Annotated in this window: 14 protein-coding genes; 8 read left to right on the top strand and 6 right to left on the bottom strand. The window is 69.2% G+C overall.

From position 1 onward, the window contains the following. The first annotated feature begins 266 nt into the window (after positions 1–266). A complete protein-coding gene (locus G9373_RS25090; protein WP_005238528.1) occupies positions 267–563 on the top strand; it encodes a chorismate mutase in 297 nt (98 codons plus the stop codon). Between the two features lie 38 nt (positions 564–601). Here the strand turns inward: G9373_RS25090 and G9373_RS25085 are convergent, their stop codons facing one another. Beyond that, a complete protein-coding gene (locus G9373_RS25085) occupies positions 602–2,056 on the bottom strand; it encodes an NAD-dependent succinate-semialdehyde dehydrogenase (RefSeq protein ID WP_206032597.1) in 1,455 nt (484 codons plus the stop codon). An 86-nt stretch (positions 2,057–2,142) separates the two neighbouring features. Here G9373_RS25085 and pgi point away from each other — a divergent pair, with 86 nt between their 5' ends. Beyond that, positions 2,143–3,795 (top strand): glucose-6-phosphate isomerase, encoded by a 1,653-nt coding sequence (gene pgi / locus G9373_RS25080; RefSeq protein WP_005561939.1) that lies wholly within the window; start codon positions 2,143–2,145, stop codon positions 3,793–3,795. A 1-nt stretch (position 3,796) separates the two neighbouring features. On the opposite strand, the gene G9373_RS25075 is transcribed toward pgi, so the two are convergent. After that, on the bottom strand, positions 3,797–4,576 hold the full coding sequence (locus tag G9373_RS25075; RefSeq protein ID WP_037204797.1) for an FAD:protein FMN transferase: 780 nt from the start codon (positions 4,574–4,576) through the stop codon (positions 3,797–3,799). Positions 4,577–4,680: 104 nt separating this feature from the next. On the opposite strand from G9373_RS25075, the gene G9373_RS25070 reads away from it, so the two are divergent. Continuing rightward, complete coding sequence (locus tag G9373_RS25070) at positions 4,681–5,940, top strand: hypothetical protein (RefSeq protein ID WP_167117287.1); 1,260 nt, start codon at positions 4,681–4,683, stop codon at positions 5,938–5,940. 2 nt (positions 5,941–5,942) lie between these two features. Here the strand turns inward: G9373_RS25070 and G9373_RS25065 are convergent, their stop codons facing one another. Next, positions 5,943–7,307 (bottom strand): NAD(P)/FAD-dependent oxidoreductase, encoded by a 1,365-nt coding sequence (locus G9373_RS25065; RefSeq protein WP_005574893.1) that lies wholly within the window; start codon positions 7,305–7,307, stop codon positions 5,943–5,945. 9 nt (positions 7,308–7,316) lie between these two features. Continuing rightward, complete coding sequence (locus G9373_RS25060; protein ID WP_167117285.1) at positions 7,317–8,069, bottom strand: SDR family oxidoreductase; 753 nt, start codon at positions 8,067–8,069, stop codon at positions 7,317–7,319. 88 nt (positions 8,070–8,157) lie between these two features. Between G9373_RS25060 and G9373_RS25055 the strand changes: the two genes are divergently transcribed. The 4 genes from G9373_RS25055 (at position 8,158) to G9373_RS25040 (ending at position 13,676) form a co-directional block, all read left to right on the top strand. Continuing rightward, positions 8,158–9,591 carry an NAD(P)/FAD-dependent oxidoreductase gene (locus G9373_RS25055; RefSeq protein WP_167117282.1) on the top strand — a complete coding sequence of 478 codons (1,434 nt, stop codon included), beginning with the start codon at positions 8,158–8,160 and terminating at the stop codon, positions 9,589–9,591. A 64-nt stretch (positions 9,592–9,655) separates the two neighbouring features. Next, complete coding sequence (locus G9373_RS25050; RefSeq protein ID WP_167117279.1) at positions 9,656–11,185, top strand: carboxylesterase/lipase family protein; 1,530 nt, start codon at positions 9,656–9,658, stop codon at positions 11,183–11,185. Next, on the top strand, positions 11,182–12,648 hold the full coding sequence (locus tag G9373_RS25045; protein ID WP_167117276.1) for a carboxylesterase/lipase family protein: 1,467 nt from the start codon (positions 11,182–11,184) through the stop codon (positions 12,646–12,648). The genes G9373_RS25050 and G9373_RS25045 overlap by 4 nt, the downstream gene beginning before the upstream one ends. A 122-nt stretch (positions 12,649–12,770) precedes the next feature. Further along, positions 12,771–13,676: an SDR family NAD(P)-dependent oxidoreductase gene (locus G9373_RS25040; protein WP_005259999.1), complete on the top strand. Its 906-nt coding sequence runs from the start codon at positions 12,771–12,773 to the stop codon at positions 13,674–13,676. 6 nt (positions 13,677–13,682) lie between these two features. On the opposite strand, the gene G9373_RS25035 is transcribed toward G9373_RS25040, so the two are convergent. Beyond that, the gene (locus tag G9373_RS25035; RefSeq protein ID WP_005260002.1) at positions 13,683–14,060 is read right to left on the bottom strand and encodes a VOC family protein; all 378 of its coding nucleotides are present in this window, start codon (positions 14,058–14,060) and stop codon (positions 13,683–13,685) included. 144 nt (positions 14,061–14,204) lie between these two features. Between G9373_RS25035 and G9373_RS25030 the strand changes: the two genes are divergently transcribed. Then, positions 14,205–15,302, top strand: coding sequence for a CaiB/BaiF CoA-transferase family protein (locus tag G9373_RS25030; RefSeq protein WP_005238498.1), 1,098 nt, complete (start codon positions 14,205–14,207; stop codon positions 15,300–15,302). Between the two features lie 51 nt (positions 15,303–15,353). Here G9373_RS25030 and G9373_RS25025 read toward each other — a convergent pair whose 3' ends face one another. Then, positions 15,354–16,838 carry a PLP-dependent aminotransferase family protein gene (locus G9373_RS25025; RefSeq protein ID WP_167117273.1) on the bottom strand — a complete coding sequence of 495 codons (1,485 nt, stop codon included), beginning with the start codon at positions 16,836–16,838 and terminating at the stop codon, positions 15,354–15,356. Between the last annotated feature and the right edge of the window lie 30 nt (positions 16,839–16,868).

Here is a 16,868-nt window from a genome sequence, read left to right as displayed (position 1 = left end):
CAAACTTACCGGCGTGTACCGACAGCGTCACAGCCGCTTGGCCTGCGCGGTACCGCCATGGCAAACTGGTACACATGTTCAGTCCGCCGTCGCGCCCCCTGTGGCGATTTTTTTACGGGTACCGGCCTCCGGTGCCCGTGAACTGAACAGCTCACGAGCCCCGAGGTCCGCACCGGATCCGGGGCTTTTTTCGTCAAACGAGCCTGGATCGGTAACGACTCGAGCCGAAACAACGATCCAAGTTCTGACAAGAGGGAGACGAACCAATGAGCACTCAGACCGTCGCATCAGCCGCCAAGGAAACCGCTGTGCCCACCAGCGAGGCCGAGATCGAGGTTCTCCGCCAGGAGATCGACAAGCTCGACGCCGAGATTCTCGCCGCTATCAAGCGCCGTGCAGAGGTCTCGCAGCTCATCGGGCGCACGCGGATGGCGTCCGGCGGTCCCCGCCTCGTCCACAGCCGTGAGATGAAGGTGCTCGAGCGGTTCAACGAGCTCGGCCAGGAAGGCCACACACTCGCCATGCTGCTGCTGCGCCTCGGGCGCGGCCGCCTCGGTCACTGATTTCCCGAAACGGCCTGCCCGTCCCCCGACGGCGGTCGTTACGGCTCGAGCGCCACGTACTTGGTCTCCAGGTACTCCTCGATGCCTTCACTGCCCCCTTCGCGCCCGAAGCCTGACGCTTTGACGCCGCCGAAGGGGGCAGCGGTGTCCGAGATGACCCCGCGGTTGATGCCGACCATGCCCGATTCGAGAGCGTCGGCCACCCGGAGTGCACGGTCCAGATCGCGGGTGAAGATGTACGACGCCAGGCCGAACTCCGTGTCGTTGGCCGCGGCGATCCCCTCCTCCTCGGTGTCGAACCCGGCGATCGCGACCACCGGTCCGAACACCTCTTCCTTCAGGATCCGCGCCTGCGCGGGGATCTCGTCCAGCACGGTCGCCGGGTAGAAGTAACCGGGACCTTCCGGGGCGACCCCGCCGAGCCGCACCCGGGCGCCGGCACCGACGGCGTCCTGCACCAGTTCCCCGACCTTCTCGAGTTGGTCCGCGTTGATCAGCGGGCCGAGCGTCGTGTCGGGATCCGTGCCGGGTCCGAGTGTGTACGAGGACAGCTTGTCGACGAGCTTCGCGGTGAACTCCTCCCGCACAGTGTTCGCGACGTGGAAGCGATTGGCCGCGGTGCAGGCCTCGCCGCCGTTGCGCATCTTGGCGAGGACGGCGCCGGCCACCGCCTTGTCCACGTCGGCGTCGTCGAAGACGACGAAGGGCGCGTTCCCGCCGAGTTCCATGGACGTGCGCAGCAGTCCCTTCGCCGATTTCTCGACGAGCATCCGCCCCACCCCGGTCGAGCCCGTAAACGTGAGCTTCCGCAGCCGGGGGTCGTCGAGCAGCGGACCGGTCACCTCCCCCGACTTCGACGTCGGCAGCACAGACAGCACGCCCTTCGGGAGCCCCGCGTCGGCCATCACCTCGGCGAGCAGGAGCATCGTCAACGGCGTCTCGGAGGCGGGTTTGACGATCATCGTGCAGCCGGCGGCCAGTGCGGGTCCGATCTTGCGCGTGCCCATCGCGAGCGGGAAGTTCCACGGTGTGATCGCCAGACACGGTCCGACGGGCTGCTTGGTCACCAGGATGCGTCCGTTCCCCGCGGGCGCCGGTGTGTAGCGGCCGGCGATACGCACGGCCTCCTCGCTGAACCACCGGAAGAACTCGGCGCCGTACTTGACCTCCGCCGCGCTCTCCGGCAGCGCCTTGCCCATCTCCAGCGTCATCAGCAGCACGAAGTCGTCGGCCCGGGCCGTGATCTTCTCGAACACCGCGCGGAGCAGTTCCCCCCGCTCACGTGCCGGGGTCGCCGCCCACTCCCGCTGCACCGCCACCGCGGCGTCGAGCGCTTTCATCGCGTCGGCAGGGCTGGCGTCCGCAACCTCGGTCAGGGCGTCACCGGTGGCCGGGTCGAAAACGGTGAACGTGGCGCCGTTCTCGGCGTCACACTTCTCGCCGCCGAGGAAGAGGGTTGTGGGAACGGTTCGCATGAGTTCGACAGCATCCATGACGTCCATCATGCGCCGCACCGAAGTTCGCACGGAAGTGAAGTTCGCACGGAAGTTTCGACGCGCGGGCATTAAGCTCAAATCTCGTGAGCTCAGACATCACCGGAACCGCTGCCTGGCAGAAATTGCGTGATCATCACGCTCAAATTCAGTCCGTCCATCTTCGAGAACTCTTCGAGAAGGACCCGGCACGCGGGCAGGAACTCACCGTCTCGGCGGGCGACCTGTACATCGACTACAGCAAGCACCGCATCGACCGCGACACCATCGGGTTGCTCCTCGAACTGGCGCGCAGCGCCGACCTGGAGGCACGCCGGGACGCGATGTTCGCGGGCGAGCACATCAACACTTCCGAGGACCGCGCCGTCCTCCACACCGCGCTGAGACTGCCCGCCGACGCGTCTCTCGTCGTCGACGGGCAGGACGTCGTGGCCGACGTCCACGACGTCCTCGACCGCATGGGCGACTTCACGGATCGTGTGCGCTCCGGTGAATGGCGCGGCGCGACGGGCGAGAGAATCAAGACCGTCGTCAACATCGGCATCGGCGGATCGGATCTGGGTCCGGTGATGGTGTACCGCGCGCTGCGGCACTACGCCGACGCCGGCATCAGCGTCCGGTTCATCTCCAACGTCGACCCCGCCGACCTGGTGCGCAGCCTGCAGGGCCTCGACCCGGCCACCACGCTGTTCATCGTGGCGTCCAAGACGTTCTCGACGCTCGAGACGCTCACCAACGCCACCGCCGCGCGACGCTGGCTGCTCGGCGGTCTCGGCCTCGGAAACGAAGCGGTCGCAAAGCATTTCGTCGCCGTCTCGACGCACGCGGATCGGGTGGCGGAGTTCGGTATCGACACGGCCAACATGTTCGGATTCTGGGATTGGGTGGGTGGCCGGTACTCGGTCGATTCCGCCATCGGGCTGTCGGTGATGGCGGCGATCGGCAAGGAGCGGTTCACGGAGTTCCTCGCCGGCTTCCACGCCGTGGACGAACACTTCCGCACGGCGCCGCTCGAGGAGAACGCGCCGGTCCTGCTCGGCCTGATCGGACTCTGGTACTCGAACTTCTTCGGCGCCGAATCCCGTGCCGTGCTGCCGTATTCCAACGACCTCGTGCGGTTCCCGGCCTATCTTCAGCAGTTGACGATGGAATCGAACGGCAAGTCGGTGCGCGCCGACGGCTCCCCCGTCCCCACGTCCACCGGCGAGATCTTCTGGGGCGAACCCGGCACCAACGGGCAGCACGCCTTCTACCAGCTCCTGCACCAGGGCACCCGGCTCGTCCCCTCCGATTTCATCGGTTTCGGCGAACCGACGGACGACCTGCCCACCGCGGACGGCACCGGCAGCATGCACGACCTGCTGATGAGCAACTTCTTCGCCCAGACGAAGGTCCTGGCGTTCGGCAAGACGGCCGAGGAGATCGCGGCCGAGGGGACGCCGGAGAATCTGGTGCCGCACAAGGTCATGCCCGGCAACCGGCCGTCCACCACGATTCTCGCGCCCAAGCTCACCCCGTCGGTGATCGGGCAGCTGATCGCACTGTACGAGCACCAGGTGTTCGTCGAGGGCGTCGTGTGGGGCATCGACTCGTTCGACCAGTGGGGTGTCGAGCTCGGCAAGACGCAGGCTGTGGAGCTGCAGCCGGTGCTCACCGCCGCGGATGAACCGGCCGCGCAAAGCGATTCGTCGACGGACAGCCTGGTGCGCTGGTACCGCCGTCAGCGCGGACGGGCGTGATTCACCAGCTCTCCGTGGTGTAGACCCGGCCCGACCGGTCCACCAGCCGGGCCCGCAGCTCGTGCTGTTCGATCCAGCGGATCGCACCGATACCGCGGGCGAGGGCGGCGATGCTGGCCGCGTACGCCCAGAGTGCGTCGTCGGCGATCACCGTCACCGTCTCCCACTCGGTGGCGGTGGGCGGTTCGGCAGCCGGGGGCGCGAACGCCGTCGCCATCGCAGTCCCGTTCACCAGTTCGACCTCGCCGTCGCCGGGCACCGGAATCTGCCAGCCGCCGGCGGGACAGTGCCCGGCCGTCGCGATGACGTCGCCGATACGCACGGCGGCCCCGCACTCGAGTTGGCGGGCGACCAGTTCCGCCGCCCGGTCCACCGTGTCGGCCTTGGCGGTGTCGGTGATGTCGAACGAGGCGCCCCACGGCGCGAACACGACGTCGTCGTCGATCTGGACGTCGAGGAAGCTCGGTTCCGGGTGCACGGTGGGGATCAGGTCCTCGTCGGGCGATTCGGTGGCGAGCGGGTTCACGACCCCGTCGGTCATCCGCGCGGCCCAGAGCGCCGAACGCAGCAGTGCGGACATCCGCCGGCTGACCTTCACCGGCGCGCCCTGCGAGAGGTTGACGGCGTGGATCTCGGCGTCGCCGCGGTGGATGTCGCAGACCGATTCGGCCTCGTCGATGACGGCCGCGATCAGCGCTGCGGCCTCGGGAAGCGCGGCACCTTCGGTGACGTCGACTTCCACGACCGAACCCCACACCCTCCATTTCTCGACGCTAACCATGGTGTTCTCCGTGTGCGGTCTGTGCAGCGCTGCACTTCCAGTATGCGCCGGCTGTCCAGAGGCCGGCGTCCGCGGTTCACCACGACCGGTCGTACACTTCGCTGGTGAGCGCCCGATTGAGCGTCGTCGACGAGATGTTCCTGCGCACCCATCGGGGGTGGGGAACGCCGATCGTGATGCAGGGACTGTGGCGTACCGACGGGCACGTGAATGCCTCGACCCTCGATTCCCTGAGCGCAGAGTTCGCTCGCGGACCGCTCGGCAGGCGCGTGGTGCGTCCGCGAATTCCCGGCGCGCGGCCCCGGTTCGAGCCGAGCACCGGCGCCTTCCCCGTCGAATACGCGGAGATCGAGGCCGGGACGGTCCTTGCGTGGGCGGACGAGCAGGGCTCTTTGTCGGTCGACCCCGAGCGGGGTCCCGGCTGGCGTCTGGCGTGCGCACGACCCGCTGACGGGGGCACGGTGCTGTCGCTGGTGTGTTCGCACGTGCTCGCGGATGCGCGCGGACTGGCGACAGCCATCGCCGCGGCGCTGCAGGGCCTGCCCCCGTCGACTCCGGGCGGTGCGGACGGCGCTGTCGCCGACATCTGGGACGCCACCCGGCTCGCCCGCCGCGTGACGGAGGGAACCGCGCGTGCGGTCGCCGGCCTCGTGGTGAGCGGGACCCGGCGCGCGGAACTCCGGCGCTTCTTGCACGTGAGTGGCAAAGCGTCGCCCGGCACACTTTGCCACTCACCTGTGTCGGCGGTGCTGGACGTGGACGCCGAACGGTGGGATGCCGCCGCGGAGCGGGCAGGCGGAACCCCGAACAGCCAGTTCCTGGCCGTGGTGGCCGAGTTGGCGCGGCGGGACGGCGAATCCCGGCCGCTCACGATCAGTGTGCCGATGGACCTGCGGGGCGCGGCCACCTCGTCGGGCACCGCGAACTCCGTCGCCATGGTCGAGGTGGACGTCGGCCCGCAGGACACCGTCGCGGACGTGCGGGCTGCGAGCCGCGCGGCGTTCTCCGCGCCCGCGATGACGAGTCCGGCCGGGTTCCCGGAGGAGATGCTGCAACTGGTCCCCGACCGGGTGGCGCATGCCCTCACGGGCAACCCCGGCGAACGGGACGTGCTGTGTTCCAACATCGGACCGCTACCCGAGGCGCTCGTCTCGATCGGCGGTCACCGCGCCACCGGCATCGCCACCCGAGCCGTGCATCCGGGTGTCGTGACCAGCCGCACCCGGCTCTCCGCCTATCTCAGCCGATTCGGCGGCAGCTACACCCTCGCGCTCGAGTCGCTGGACAGTCCGGACCACGCCGCGCTCCGGGAGCGAGCGGCGAACGTCCTCGCCCGCCACGATCTCGACGCACGGAGCTGGTGACGTCAGGACTCGGACGCGGGTTCGGCGTAGGGCTGACGCGCCGACTGCGGATCGCCGTAGGTGATCGCCCGCTCCCGGCGCGTCCGCGACGCCAGCGTGACGCCCCAGTTGAGCAGGGTGCCGAACCGGTTCCGGTACCCGGCGAGGAACGCGATGTGGATGACACCCCACGACACCCAGCCCATGAACCCGGACATCCGGATCGGGCCGGCCTGGAGCAGCGCGTGCCTGCGGGCGATGTAGGCCGCGCTCCCCAGGTCGCGGTATTTGAAGGGTTTGCGGTCGGGCGTTCCCCCCGCGACCGTGCGGGCGATGCATCCACCGACGTGCCTGCCACCCTGCATCGCGACCTCGGCAACGCCGGGAAGCTCGTTCAGCGACATCAGGTCGCCGATCACCCAGACGTTCGGGTGTCCGGGCACGGTGAGATCGGGTTCGACGGCGATGCGTCCGCCCTGAATCTGCTTCACGCCCAGCGCATTCGCGAGAGCTCCCGCGAACGGCACGGCCTCGACGCCCGCGGTCCAGAGGATCGTGCGAGCCCCGTAGCGCTTCTTGGTGCGGGCCGCGTTCTTGGCCGTCGTCTCGATGCTGGTCTCGCAGACGTCGGTGACGTGGACACCGAGATGCGTTTCGACGCCGACCTTGTCGAGGGTCCTCTGCGCCGCCGCGGACAGTTTCCGGTTGAACGACTGCAGAACACGGTCGCCGCCGTGGAACAGCAGCACCCGGGCCTCGCAGGGGTCGATCGACTGGAACTCGTGGGCGAGAGCGTGCACGGCGAGTTCCCGGATCTGGCCCGCCAGTTCGACTCCGGTGGGTCCGCCGCCTGCGACGGCGAAGGTCAGCCACGGCCTGCGCTCCTCCGCGGTGGGCAGCGATTCGGCCATCTCGAAGGCGGAGATCAGCTTTCGGCGAATGGCGAGCGCGTCGTCGAGGGTCTTCATCCCCGGCGCCCACTGGATGTACTCGTCGTGCCCGTGGTATGCCTGACGCATTCCCGCCGCGACGATCAGGTAGTCGTAGGGAAGGTCGAACGTGGATCCGTCGAAGCGACTGGCGGTCAGGACCCTGCTGACGGCATCGACCGCGTGCGCCTCCCCGAGGGCGACGTGCACGTTGCGGTTGCCGCGCAGCAGGTGCCGCAGCGGGCTGCTGATCTCCCCTTCGGAGAGCAACCCCGTCGCGCATTGGTAGAGCAGCGGCTGGAAGAGGTGGCTGGTTCCCCGGTCCAGCAGGGTGACGTCCACGTCGACGTCGCGGAGCCGCCGGGCGGCGTGGATCCCGCCGAACCCTCCCCCGACGATGACGACACGGGGCCTCGAACGCTGCAGGCCGAGGGACGAGGATTCCTGGGCGGTCGTCATAGGTCAGTCCTACACGAACCGGGATGTCCACGCATGAGGAAGGAACCTCAACGCGAGGTCGATTCCTCGCCATTTGATTCCCGGCAGCGCAGCGCGGTTCGTCTCCTTCTCGATGGCCGCGACCATCGCATCGACGCCGTCGTCGAGGCTGGCCGTCATCTTGGCACTGTCCCCGGCCCTGCCCGACATGTCGGTGGCGATGTACCCGGGGAGCAGCGTGGTCACCATGATCGGACTCTTCGCCAGTTCCGCGGTCAGCGCCTCGCCGAGGGCCGACACTCCCGCCTTGCTCGCCGAGTACGCCGCCTTCGGGCCGGGCAGACCCTGATCGGCACTGATCGAGGACACGAGCACCAGGTGTCCGGAGTTCTGTTCGCGGAAGATCCCGAGCGCCGCCTCGCACTGAGACAGGGCACCGACGAAGTTGGTGCGGGCGGTGGCGAGATTGGCGTCGGCACGGCCCGTTCCGATCCGGGCCCCTTTGCCGAGTCCCGCGTTGACGACGACGCGGTCGAGTCCGCCCAGCTCGTCGCGCAGTTCGCCGAAGACCCGGACCACCGCATCGTGGTCGGTGACGTCGAGTTCCCGGACGGCGACGGTGATCCCGGGATGCGCCGCCTGCAACTCGTCGCGCACGGATTCGAGCCGGTCGACGCGTCGCGCGCACAGCGCGAGGTCTCGTCCCTGGGCGGCGAACCGACGAGCCATCTCCTCGCCGAGTCCCGAGCTGGCCCCGGTGATCAGAATCTTCTGCCGTCTCATTCCGCCACACTATCTACCCGCGGGTAACAACGCGAGAGGCCCGTCGGAACCTCTGACATCCAGCACCGACCGGCTTACCGTTACAGGTATGACTGACTCTGGGAGCGGCGCGGAAGAGTTCGATGTCATCGTGATCGGAGGCGGTCCCGCGGGTGAGAACGCGGCGAGTTACGCCATCGCGGGCAGCGACCGCACCGCGGCGCTGATCGAACACGAACTCGTCGGTGGGGAATGCTCCTACTGGGCGTGCATGCCCAGCAAGGCGTTGCTGCGTCCGGGTGAGGTCCTCGGGGCCGCGCGCAACATGCCCGGGGTGTCGGCCGGTCCGCTCGACGTGGACGCCGTGCTGGCGCGACGCGACTCGTTCACCAGCAACCACGACGACTCGTCGCAGGTGATGTGGGCCGACTCGCAGGGGATCGACGTCATCCGCGGATCGGCACGCATCACCGGGGACCGCACGGTGAGCGTCGGCGATTCCCGCGAGCTGCGCGCCCGGCACGCCATCGTGGTCGCCACCGGGACCACCGCCGCGGTCCCCGACACCCCCGGCCTTCGGGCAGCGTTGCCGTGGATCTCGCGGGACGCCACCAACCTGAGAGAAGTTCCGCGCCGGGTCGCCGTGATCGGCGGCGGCGTCGTGGCATGTGAGAGCGCGACGTGGCTGCTGGACCTCGGTGTCGAGGAACTGACGATGGTGGTGCGCGGCCGGGCACTGCTCCCGAAGAACGAGCCGTTCGCCGGTGAGCGGGTGGCCCGCTCGCTGGAGAAGAAGGGTGCGCAAATCCTGTTCGGCGCGGAGCTTCGCGGCGTCGAGCGGGCCGACGCCTGGGACACGGGGATCGGCCGCATCCACGGCGGTCCGGTGACTCTGGACGTGGCGGGACAGGATCCGCTCGTCGTCGACGAGGTCGTCGTCGCGACCGGGCGCACTCCGGCGACGTCGGCGCTCGGCCTCGACACGCGACTGCTGAACTCGCACGGATACCTCACCACCGACGACCATCTGACGACGGCGGACGAATGGTTGTACGCCGTCGGCGACGCCAACGGCCGCGCGTTGCTCACCCACATGGGCAAGTACCAGGGCCGTGTCTGCGGCGACGTGATCGCCGCCCGCGCCGAGGGCAGGGCTCTGGAGGGGGCCCGATTCCGGGCGACCGCCGACCACGGCCAGGTTCCCCAGGTGGTGTTCGCCGATCCCGAGGTCTCGGCCGTCGGGATCACCGAGCAGGAGGCGCGCGACGCCGGGGTGGACGTCGAGACCGTCGAGGTCGACATCGCCGTCGCCGGCTCGTCACTGGCCCGCGACGATTTCAGCGGTCACGCCAAGCTCGTGGTCGACCGTGCCACCGACACCCTGGTCGGAGCGACGTTCGCGGGCACGGACGTCGGCGAACTCATCCATGCCGCCACCATCGCGCTGGTCGGGAAGGTGCCGCTCGACACGCTGTGGCACGCCGTCCCGTCGTACCCGACCGTGAGCGAGGTGTGGCTGCGGCTGCTGGAGGCGCGGCGCTGAGCCGAACGGAAGACCGTCGGCGGAGGTGAATGCCCCCTCAGGCGGTCTCCGTATAGTTTCCGGCATGGCGTCTGACACTCTCACGACCGACACGCTGGTGAGGACGACCGCAGGGGTGGTCCGTGGCCGGCGCGTCGGCGACCTGGTCGCGTGGCGGGGAATTCCCTACGCGGCTCCCCCGGTCGGGCCGCTGCGGTTGCGCGCACCCCAGCCCGTCACGCCGTGGTCCGGTGAACTCGACGCCACGGAATTCGGCGACGCCGCCGTGCAGCACAAGAAGTTCACCGCCCTCCGGCCGGGCAAGTATCAGCCGAGTAGCGAGAACTGCCTGACGCTCAACGTGCTGGCCACGCCCGGCACGTCCGGGACGCGTCCGGTGATGGTGTTCATCCACGGCGGCGCGTACACGCTGGGCATGTCGGCCACCGCGCTCTACGGCGGCCAGTCGCTGGTCCGCCGCGGCGACATCGTGTACGTGTCGATCAACTACCGCCTCGGCTCGCTCGGATACCTCGATTTCACCCAATTCTCCACCCCCGAACGACCTTTCGACTCCAATCTCGGACTCCGCGACCAAGTGGCCGCACTCGAATGGGTGCAACGCAACATCGCCGAATTCGGCGGCGACCCCGACAACGTCACCGTCTTCGGCGAATCCGCGGGCGCCAACGCCGTCACCACACTGATGACCACCCCCGCCGCGAAAGGACTGTTCGCACGGGCGATCTCGGAGAGTTCCGCCCCCGGCCTCGTCACCACCGCCGACCGCGCCGCCCGGTGGGCATCCGACTACGTGACGCTGCTCGGGGCCGAACCCGACACCGCCGCGGAGGCGCTCACCTCGTCACCGGTCGGCGCACTGGGCCGGGCCGGAAATCGTCTCGGCGCGAAGGTGCTGTCGGAGACGCCGGGACTGCACCCGTTCGGCCCCGTGATCGACGGCGACTTCCTGCCGAAGCCGCCGCTCGACGCGTTCGCCGACGGCTCGGCGCACCGGGTTCCGCTGATCATCGGTACCAACGCCCGTGAGGGCACCCTGTTCCCGAAACTCCTGGACGCGCTGCCGACCGACCCCGACCGGATCGGGCGGATGTTCGCACTCACCGACCCGGGCGCCGAGGCCCGCGTCACCGCCGCGTATCCCGGCTACCCGGCGCCGGACGCGGCCGTCGACCTGGGCGGCGATCTGACGTTCTGGAGGCCGTCGATCGAACTTGCCGAGGCCCACTCCGCGTTCGCCCCCACCTTCAGCTACCGTTTCGACTTCGCTCCGCGCGCCATGAAATGGCTCGGACTGGACGCCACACACGGATTCGAGCTGTTCGCGGTGTTCGACATCGCCGACACCCTGATCGGCCGCGGCCTCACCCTACCGGGCGGTCGTCGCGGACTGAAGGACGTGACGGACACCGTGCAGCGGCACTGGCTGCACTTCTCCTCGCAGGGAACACCGTTGGCGTCATGGCCGAAGTACGACACCGACAGGAGGGCAACACTCGTGTTCGACACCGTCACCACCGTCCAGGACGATCCGCGCCGGGAGCGCAGGCTGGCCTGGGAGGGGTACCGGGGCTACTACGGGCAGGGCCTGTGAACGCTCTCGAGGTCCACACCGATGCCGGCGCCGTCGGAGGGCGCCGGATCGACGACGACCTGACTGCCTGGCGGGGTATCCCCTACGCCGCTCCCCCGGTCGGGCCTCTGCGGTTACGGGCCCCGCAACCGGTCGAGCCGTGGTCGGGGGTCCGGCGGGCCTTCCACTTCGGGTCCCCGGCACCGCAGGGTGGTGGGACCGACGAGGACTGTCTCACCCTGAACGTGCTCGCACCCGGGTCCGCATCCGGATCGCGACCCGTGATGGTCTTCATCCACGGCGGCGCCTACTCCGGCGGGTCCTCGTCCTCGTCGCTCTACAGCGGTGAGTCGCTGGTCCGCCGCGGCGACATCGTGTACGTGTCGATCAACTACCGCCTCGGCTCGCTCGGATACCTCGATTTCACCCAGTTCTCCACCCCCGCACGGCCTTTCGACTCCAACCTCGGACTCCGCGACCAGGTGGCCGCACTCGAATGGGTGCAACGCAACATCGCCGAGTTCGGCGGCGACCCCGACAACGTGACCGTCTTCGGCGAATCCGCGGGCGCCAACGCCGTCACCACACTGATGACCACCCCCGCCGCGAAAGGACTGTTCGCACGGGCCATCGCGGAAAGCCCTCCGGTGGCGTCCGCGTATCACCCCGAGCGGGCCGCGCGGTGGTCGCGCGAATTCCTCGAGATCGCTGGGGTCCCGCTCGCCGACGCCGCGACGTGGCTCGAGACCGCCGACCCGGCCGACTTCGTCGAGGCGGGGACGACACTGGCGCACCGGGGCGCCGACGAGGAACCGGGAACCCGCGCGTTCGCGCCCGTCGTCGACGGCTTCTTCCTTCCCACGCATCCGCTCGACTGTTTCGCTTCCGGTTCCGGGCACCCGGTGCCGCTGATCATCGGCACGAACCGCCACGAGGGCAGGGTATTTCCCCGGTTCCTGAACATCCTGCCCACCGATCCCACCCGGATCGACAAGATGTTCTCGCACGTGGACGCGTCGGTGAAGGAACGGGCCATCGCCGCCTACCCCGGTTATCCCGGTCGGCGTGCGGCAGCGGACCTCGGCGGCGACGTGACGTTCTGGGAACCGTCCGTCCTGTGCGCACAGGGCCACACGACCATCGCACCGACCTACAGCTACCGGTACGACTTCGCACCCCGGCTACTCCGTGTCCTCGGGCTGGGCGCCACCCACGCCACGGAGATGTACGCGGTGTTCGGATTGACCGGGCCGTGGGCGCGGCTGCTCACCGCGCTCGGGGGCCGCCGCGGGCTGCGGGCCGTCACCGACACCGTCCAGTCGCACTGGCTGCACTTCGCCCGGCACGGGACCCCGGCACCCGGATGGCCCCGGTACTCGCCGGAGCGCCGGGAGACGCTCATCATCGACGACACGAGCCGGGTGGAGAACGATCCGCTCGGCGAGCGTCGACGCGCTTGGCTGGGGTACGAACACCGACGCTAGGCCGAACCCGCGGCGAGCCGCATACGTAACGGCCTCACCCGTGGCCGCGCCGTCGGTTCGTTCCACGGTGCGTCCCTCCCGGTTGCCCTACTCTCGTAGAGACCTGCATTCGGGAGGCGAGAATGACCGAGTCGAACGATCTCGCAGGCCGCACCATGGTGGTCACCGGTGCCACCTCGGGGCTCGGCCTGGAGACCTGCCGCCAACTCGCACGCCGCGGGGCCACCGTCGTCCTGGTCGGCCGGGACCAGGACAGGATCGACGCGGTGATCGCCGAACTGTCCGAGAGCGCCGATCGCGACCGGCTGAATTCGGCGCTCGCCGACCTGTCCTCGCTCGATCGGGCCCGCAAGCTGTCCGAGGAACTGCTGCACCGGTTCCCGCGGATCGACGTGCTGGTGAACAACGCCGGCATCGCCGTGGGGCGTCGTCAGCTGACGGTCGACGGCATCGAAGAGATGTTCGCCGTGAACTACCTCGCGCCGTTCGTGCTGGCGACGTCGCTGGCTCCGGCGATGGCTGCGGCGTCGACTGCCGACGCCGCCGGGTACCGGCATCCGGCACGCATAGTGGACGTCAACTCGTCGGGACATCGGGGCGGGCACCTCGACTTCGACGACCTCGACGGCACGAAGGACACGTTCCACGGCCAGCGTGCGTACAACAACTCGACACTCGCCCTGACCCTGTTCACGCGGGAGTTGGCGCGCCGGTCCGATCCCGCGAGGCTGGTCGTCAATTGCGCCGACCCCGGCTTCGTCCGCGGCACCTCCCTCGGGCGGGGTCTGCTGTTCGGCCACCAGGTGGTGGGGACGCTCCTGACCCCGTTCACGGCCGACGTCGCGAAGGCTGCGGAAACGGTGGTCTGGACCGCCACCGCGACGGAGAGCGGCAAGTTCACCGGCGAATACGTCAAGGGTTGCAAGGTTGTTCACCCGAGCAAGGACGCACGTGACGCCGAACTCGCCGCGCGGTTGTGGGACGCTACCGAGGCACTACTCGCCGGCCGCGGTGCGGCCCGCCCCTGACGCCGGTCAGTTCGGATCCTCGAACAGCGACAGCACGTTGTCGTGCGGATCCCGGAACCACGCGACGCGGATGCCGTCCGGGGCGCGCCAGGCCGCATGCTCGTCCTGATCCATCCCCGGGTACTCGGTGAACTCGATGCCCTTGCTGCGCAGTGATTCGACGACCTTGTTCAGGTCGGCGACCTTCCACCCCAGCACGGTGTACCCGGTGTCGGCCTTCGCCTGCACCAGCGTGACCCGGAGCAGGGAGCCGTTGCAATCGAGGGCCAACGCGAACTCGTCCCGTGAGACGAGAGTCAGCCCCAGGGTCTCCACGTAGAACATCTCCGAGACGTCCAGATCGGTGCTGGCCACGAAACTCACGAGCTCACCCTGAAGACTCATGAATCAACTGTGCCCCGCGGACCCGCAGGCAGGCAAGAGCGCGGGGTCACCCGGGGCGGCTCCGGTGACCCGGGGCACACGGCCGGGCACCCGCAAGTTAACGTCGATTCGACAGGTTGTCTCGCACCGGAATGAGGAACTCGCGTGTCTGCTCCAGTTACAGAGAAGAAGGGCCCCCTCGCGGGCATTCGCGTCGTCGAATTCGCAGGCCTCGGACCGGGCCCGCACGCCGCCGCCCTCCTGGCCGATCTCGGCGCCGACGTGGTGTGCGTCCAGCGTCCCGGAGTGATTCCGCCGGACGGCCCGTACGACCAGATCCAGCGTGGTCGTCGCGTCGTCGAGGCCAACCTGAAGGACCCTGAGCAGGTCGAGAAGGTCCTCGGCCTGATCGAGCGCGCGGACGTCGTGATCGAGGGCTTCCGCCCCGGGGTCACCGAGCGCATGGGCCTGGGCCCCGACGTCTGCCTCGGGCGCAACGAGCGGCTCGTGTACGGACGGATGACGGGCTGGGGCCAGGAGGGTCCGCTGGCCAGCGCCGCCGGGCACGACATCAACTACATCTCACTGACCGGTGTCCTGCACGCCATCGGCCGCAAGGGTGAACGTCCCGTGCCGCCGCTGAACATGGTCGGCGACTTCGGCGGCGGTTCGATGTTCCTGATCTTCGGGATCCTGTCGGCGCTGGTGGAGCGCCAGTCGTCCGGCAAGGGCCAGGTCGTGGATGCGGCGATGGTCGACGGCGCACTCGCCCTGTCGCACATGATGTGGGCGTTCCGCGGCCGCGGCGTCTGGTCCGACGAGCGCGGCGTCAACCTGCTCGACACCGGCGCGCCGTTCTACGACACCTACGAGACGTCCGACGGCAAGTACATGGCCGTCGGCTCGATCGAGCCGCAGTTCTACGCCCTGCTGTTGCAGGGCCTCGAACTCGATCCCGCCGAACTGCCGCAGCAGATGGACATCTCGGCGTGGCCGCAGATGAAGAAGGTCTTCGCCGAGAAGTTCCTGTCGAAGACCCGCGACGAGTGGGCTGCCATCTTCCTCGGCACCGACGCCTGCGTGTCGCCCGTGCTGACGTTCGCGGAGGCGCCGTCCAACGAGCACATCGCCGCCCGCGGGTCGTTGATCGACCTCGACGGCGTCACCCAGCACGCCCCGGCGCCGCGGTTCTCCCGCACCCCTGCCGGCGCACCCACCCCGCCTGCCCGCGAAGGCGTCGACATCGACACCGTCTGGACCTGATCCCCACGTGAGTGGCGAAGCGTGTCCCGGCACGCTTCGCCACTCACGGGCTCAGACGACGAGGGACGGCTCCGCGAGCTCACGGTCGACGGCCAGCGTGTCGTACGCTGCCGCGATGCAGTCGACACCGCGGCGCAGCTCGTCGGACGTCCGCGCGTACGGGAGCCGGACGAACCGCTCGAACGCGCCCTCCACACCGAAGCGCGGTCCCGCCGCCAGCAGCACCCCGAAGTTGGGGGCCGTCGCGGCCAGCGCCGTCGACACCGGCGCGGGCATGCGCAGCCACAGCGACATCCCTCCCGAACCGATGGTCGAGATCCAGTCCGGCAGGCGGTCGGCGAGAGCGTCGAGCATCGCGCTCCGCTGTTCCCGCAGCTCCGCCCGGCGTCGTGCGAGGACGAGTTCGTCGTCGGAGAGCAGATGCGCCGCCGCGAGCTGGTCCATCACCGGCGTGCCCAGATCGACCGCGGCCCGCGCCCCGGCGAGCCGGGTGATCAGGGCCGGATCGGCGCGAATCCAGCCGACGCGCAGCCCGCCCCAGAACGACTTCGCCGCCGACCCGATCGTCACGACCTCCGACTTCGCGGCTCCCCTGCCGTGCGCCGCGACCGGCCCCGGGGACGGCTCATCCAGCCACAGGTCGACCATCGTCTCGTCCACCACCAGGGTCATGCGGGTGTCGCGCGCGATCCGCGCCAATTCGGCCCGCCCGGACCCGTCGAGGCACAGTCCGGTGGGGTTGTGGAAGTCCGGGATCAGGTACGCCATCCGGGCCGCGGTCTGCCGGGCGGCGCTGCGGATTCCGTCGAGATCCCACGCCCCGGACGCCCCGCCCTCCGGACGGACCGGGACCGGGACCGGACGCGCACCGACCCTGCGGATCGCCTCCAGCGCGTTGGGGTACGTGGGGTGATCGACCAGCACCCGCTCCCCCGGCGCCGTGAGCACGTTGAGGAGCAGCCGCAGTGCATGCTGGGCACCGGAGGTGACCATGATCTGCTCGGGCGAGGTCTCCAGCCCTCGTGCCCGGTAGCGGGCGGCGATCACGTCCCGCAACGCGCCGATCCCGACCGGCTCCATTCCGTGCGTCGGCAGGAACTGCGGAAGCGATTGCAACGCATAGGCGTAGGCCTGCTCGACCGCCTCCGCGGGCGCGGCCATCGCGGCATAGCTGAGATCGACCACCGAACTGTCGGAACCGGGCTGGTGCGCCCGGAACATCAGCCCGTTCTGCCGTGCCCCGAGCGGCAGCGCGACAGTGCTGCGCGACCCCTGACGGCTGATGAGATACCCCTCGTCCCGGAGCACCGAATACGATGACGTGATCGTGGTCCGGCTCAACTCCAGCATCGACGCCAGTTCGCGCTCGCTCGGCAACGCGACCCCCAACGGGATGCGGCCGTCGTGCACGAGCAGGCGGATCCCGTCGGCCAGCGCCCGGTAGGCGGGCCGCGCGGCCGACCGCCGGCTGCTGTCGTCCTGCCAGTTGCCGAGGTCCCTGGCCAGGGAGCGTGCACCGAGTACGCGAGTCATCATGCAGTCCAGTATCAACCTCTTGGCTATTCA

It is taken from the genome of Rhodococcus sp. A14 (assembly GCF_011603105.1).
GTDB classification, from domain to species: domain Bacteria; phylum Actinomycetota; class Actinomycetes; order Mycobacteriales; family Mycobacteriaceae; genus Rhodococcus_F; species Rhodococcus_F opacus.
This window is presented reverse-complemented; position numbering and strand designations above follow the sequence as displayed.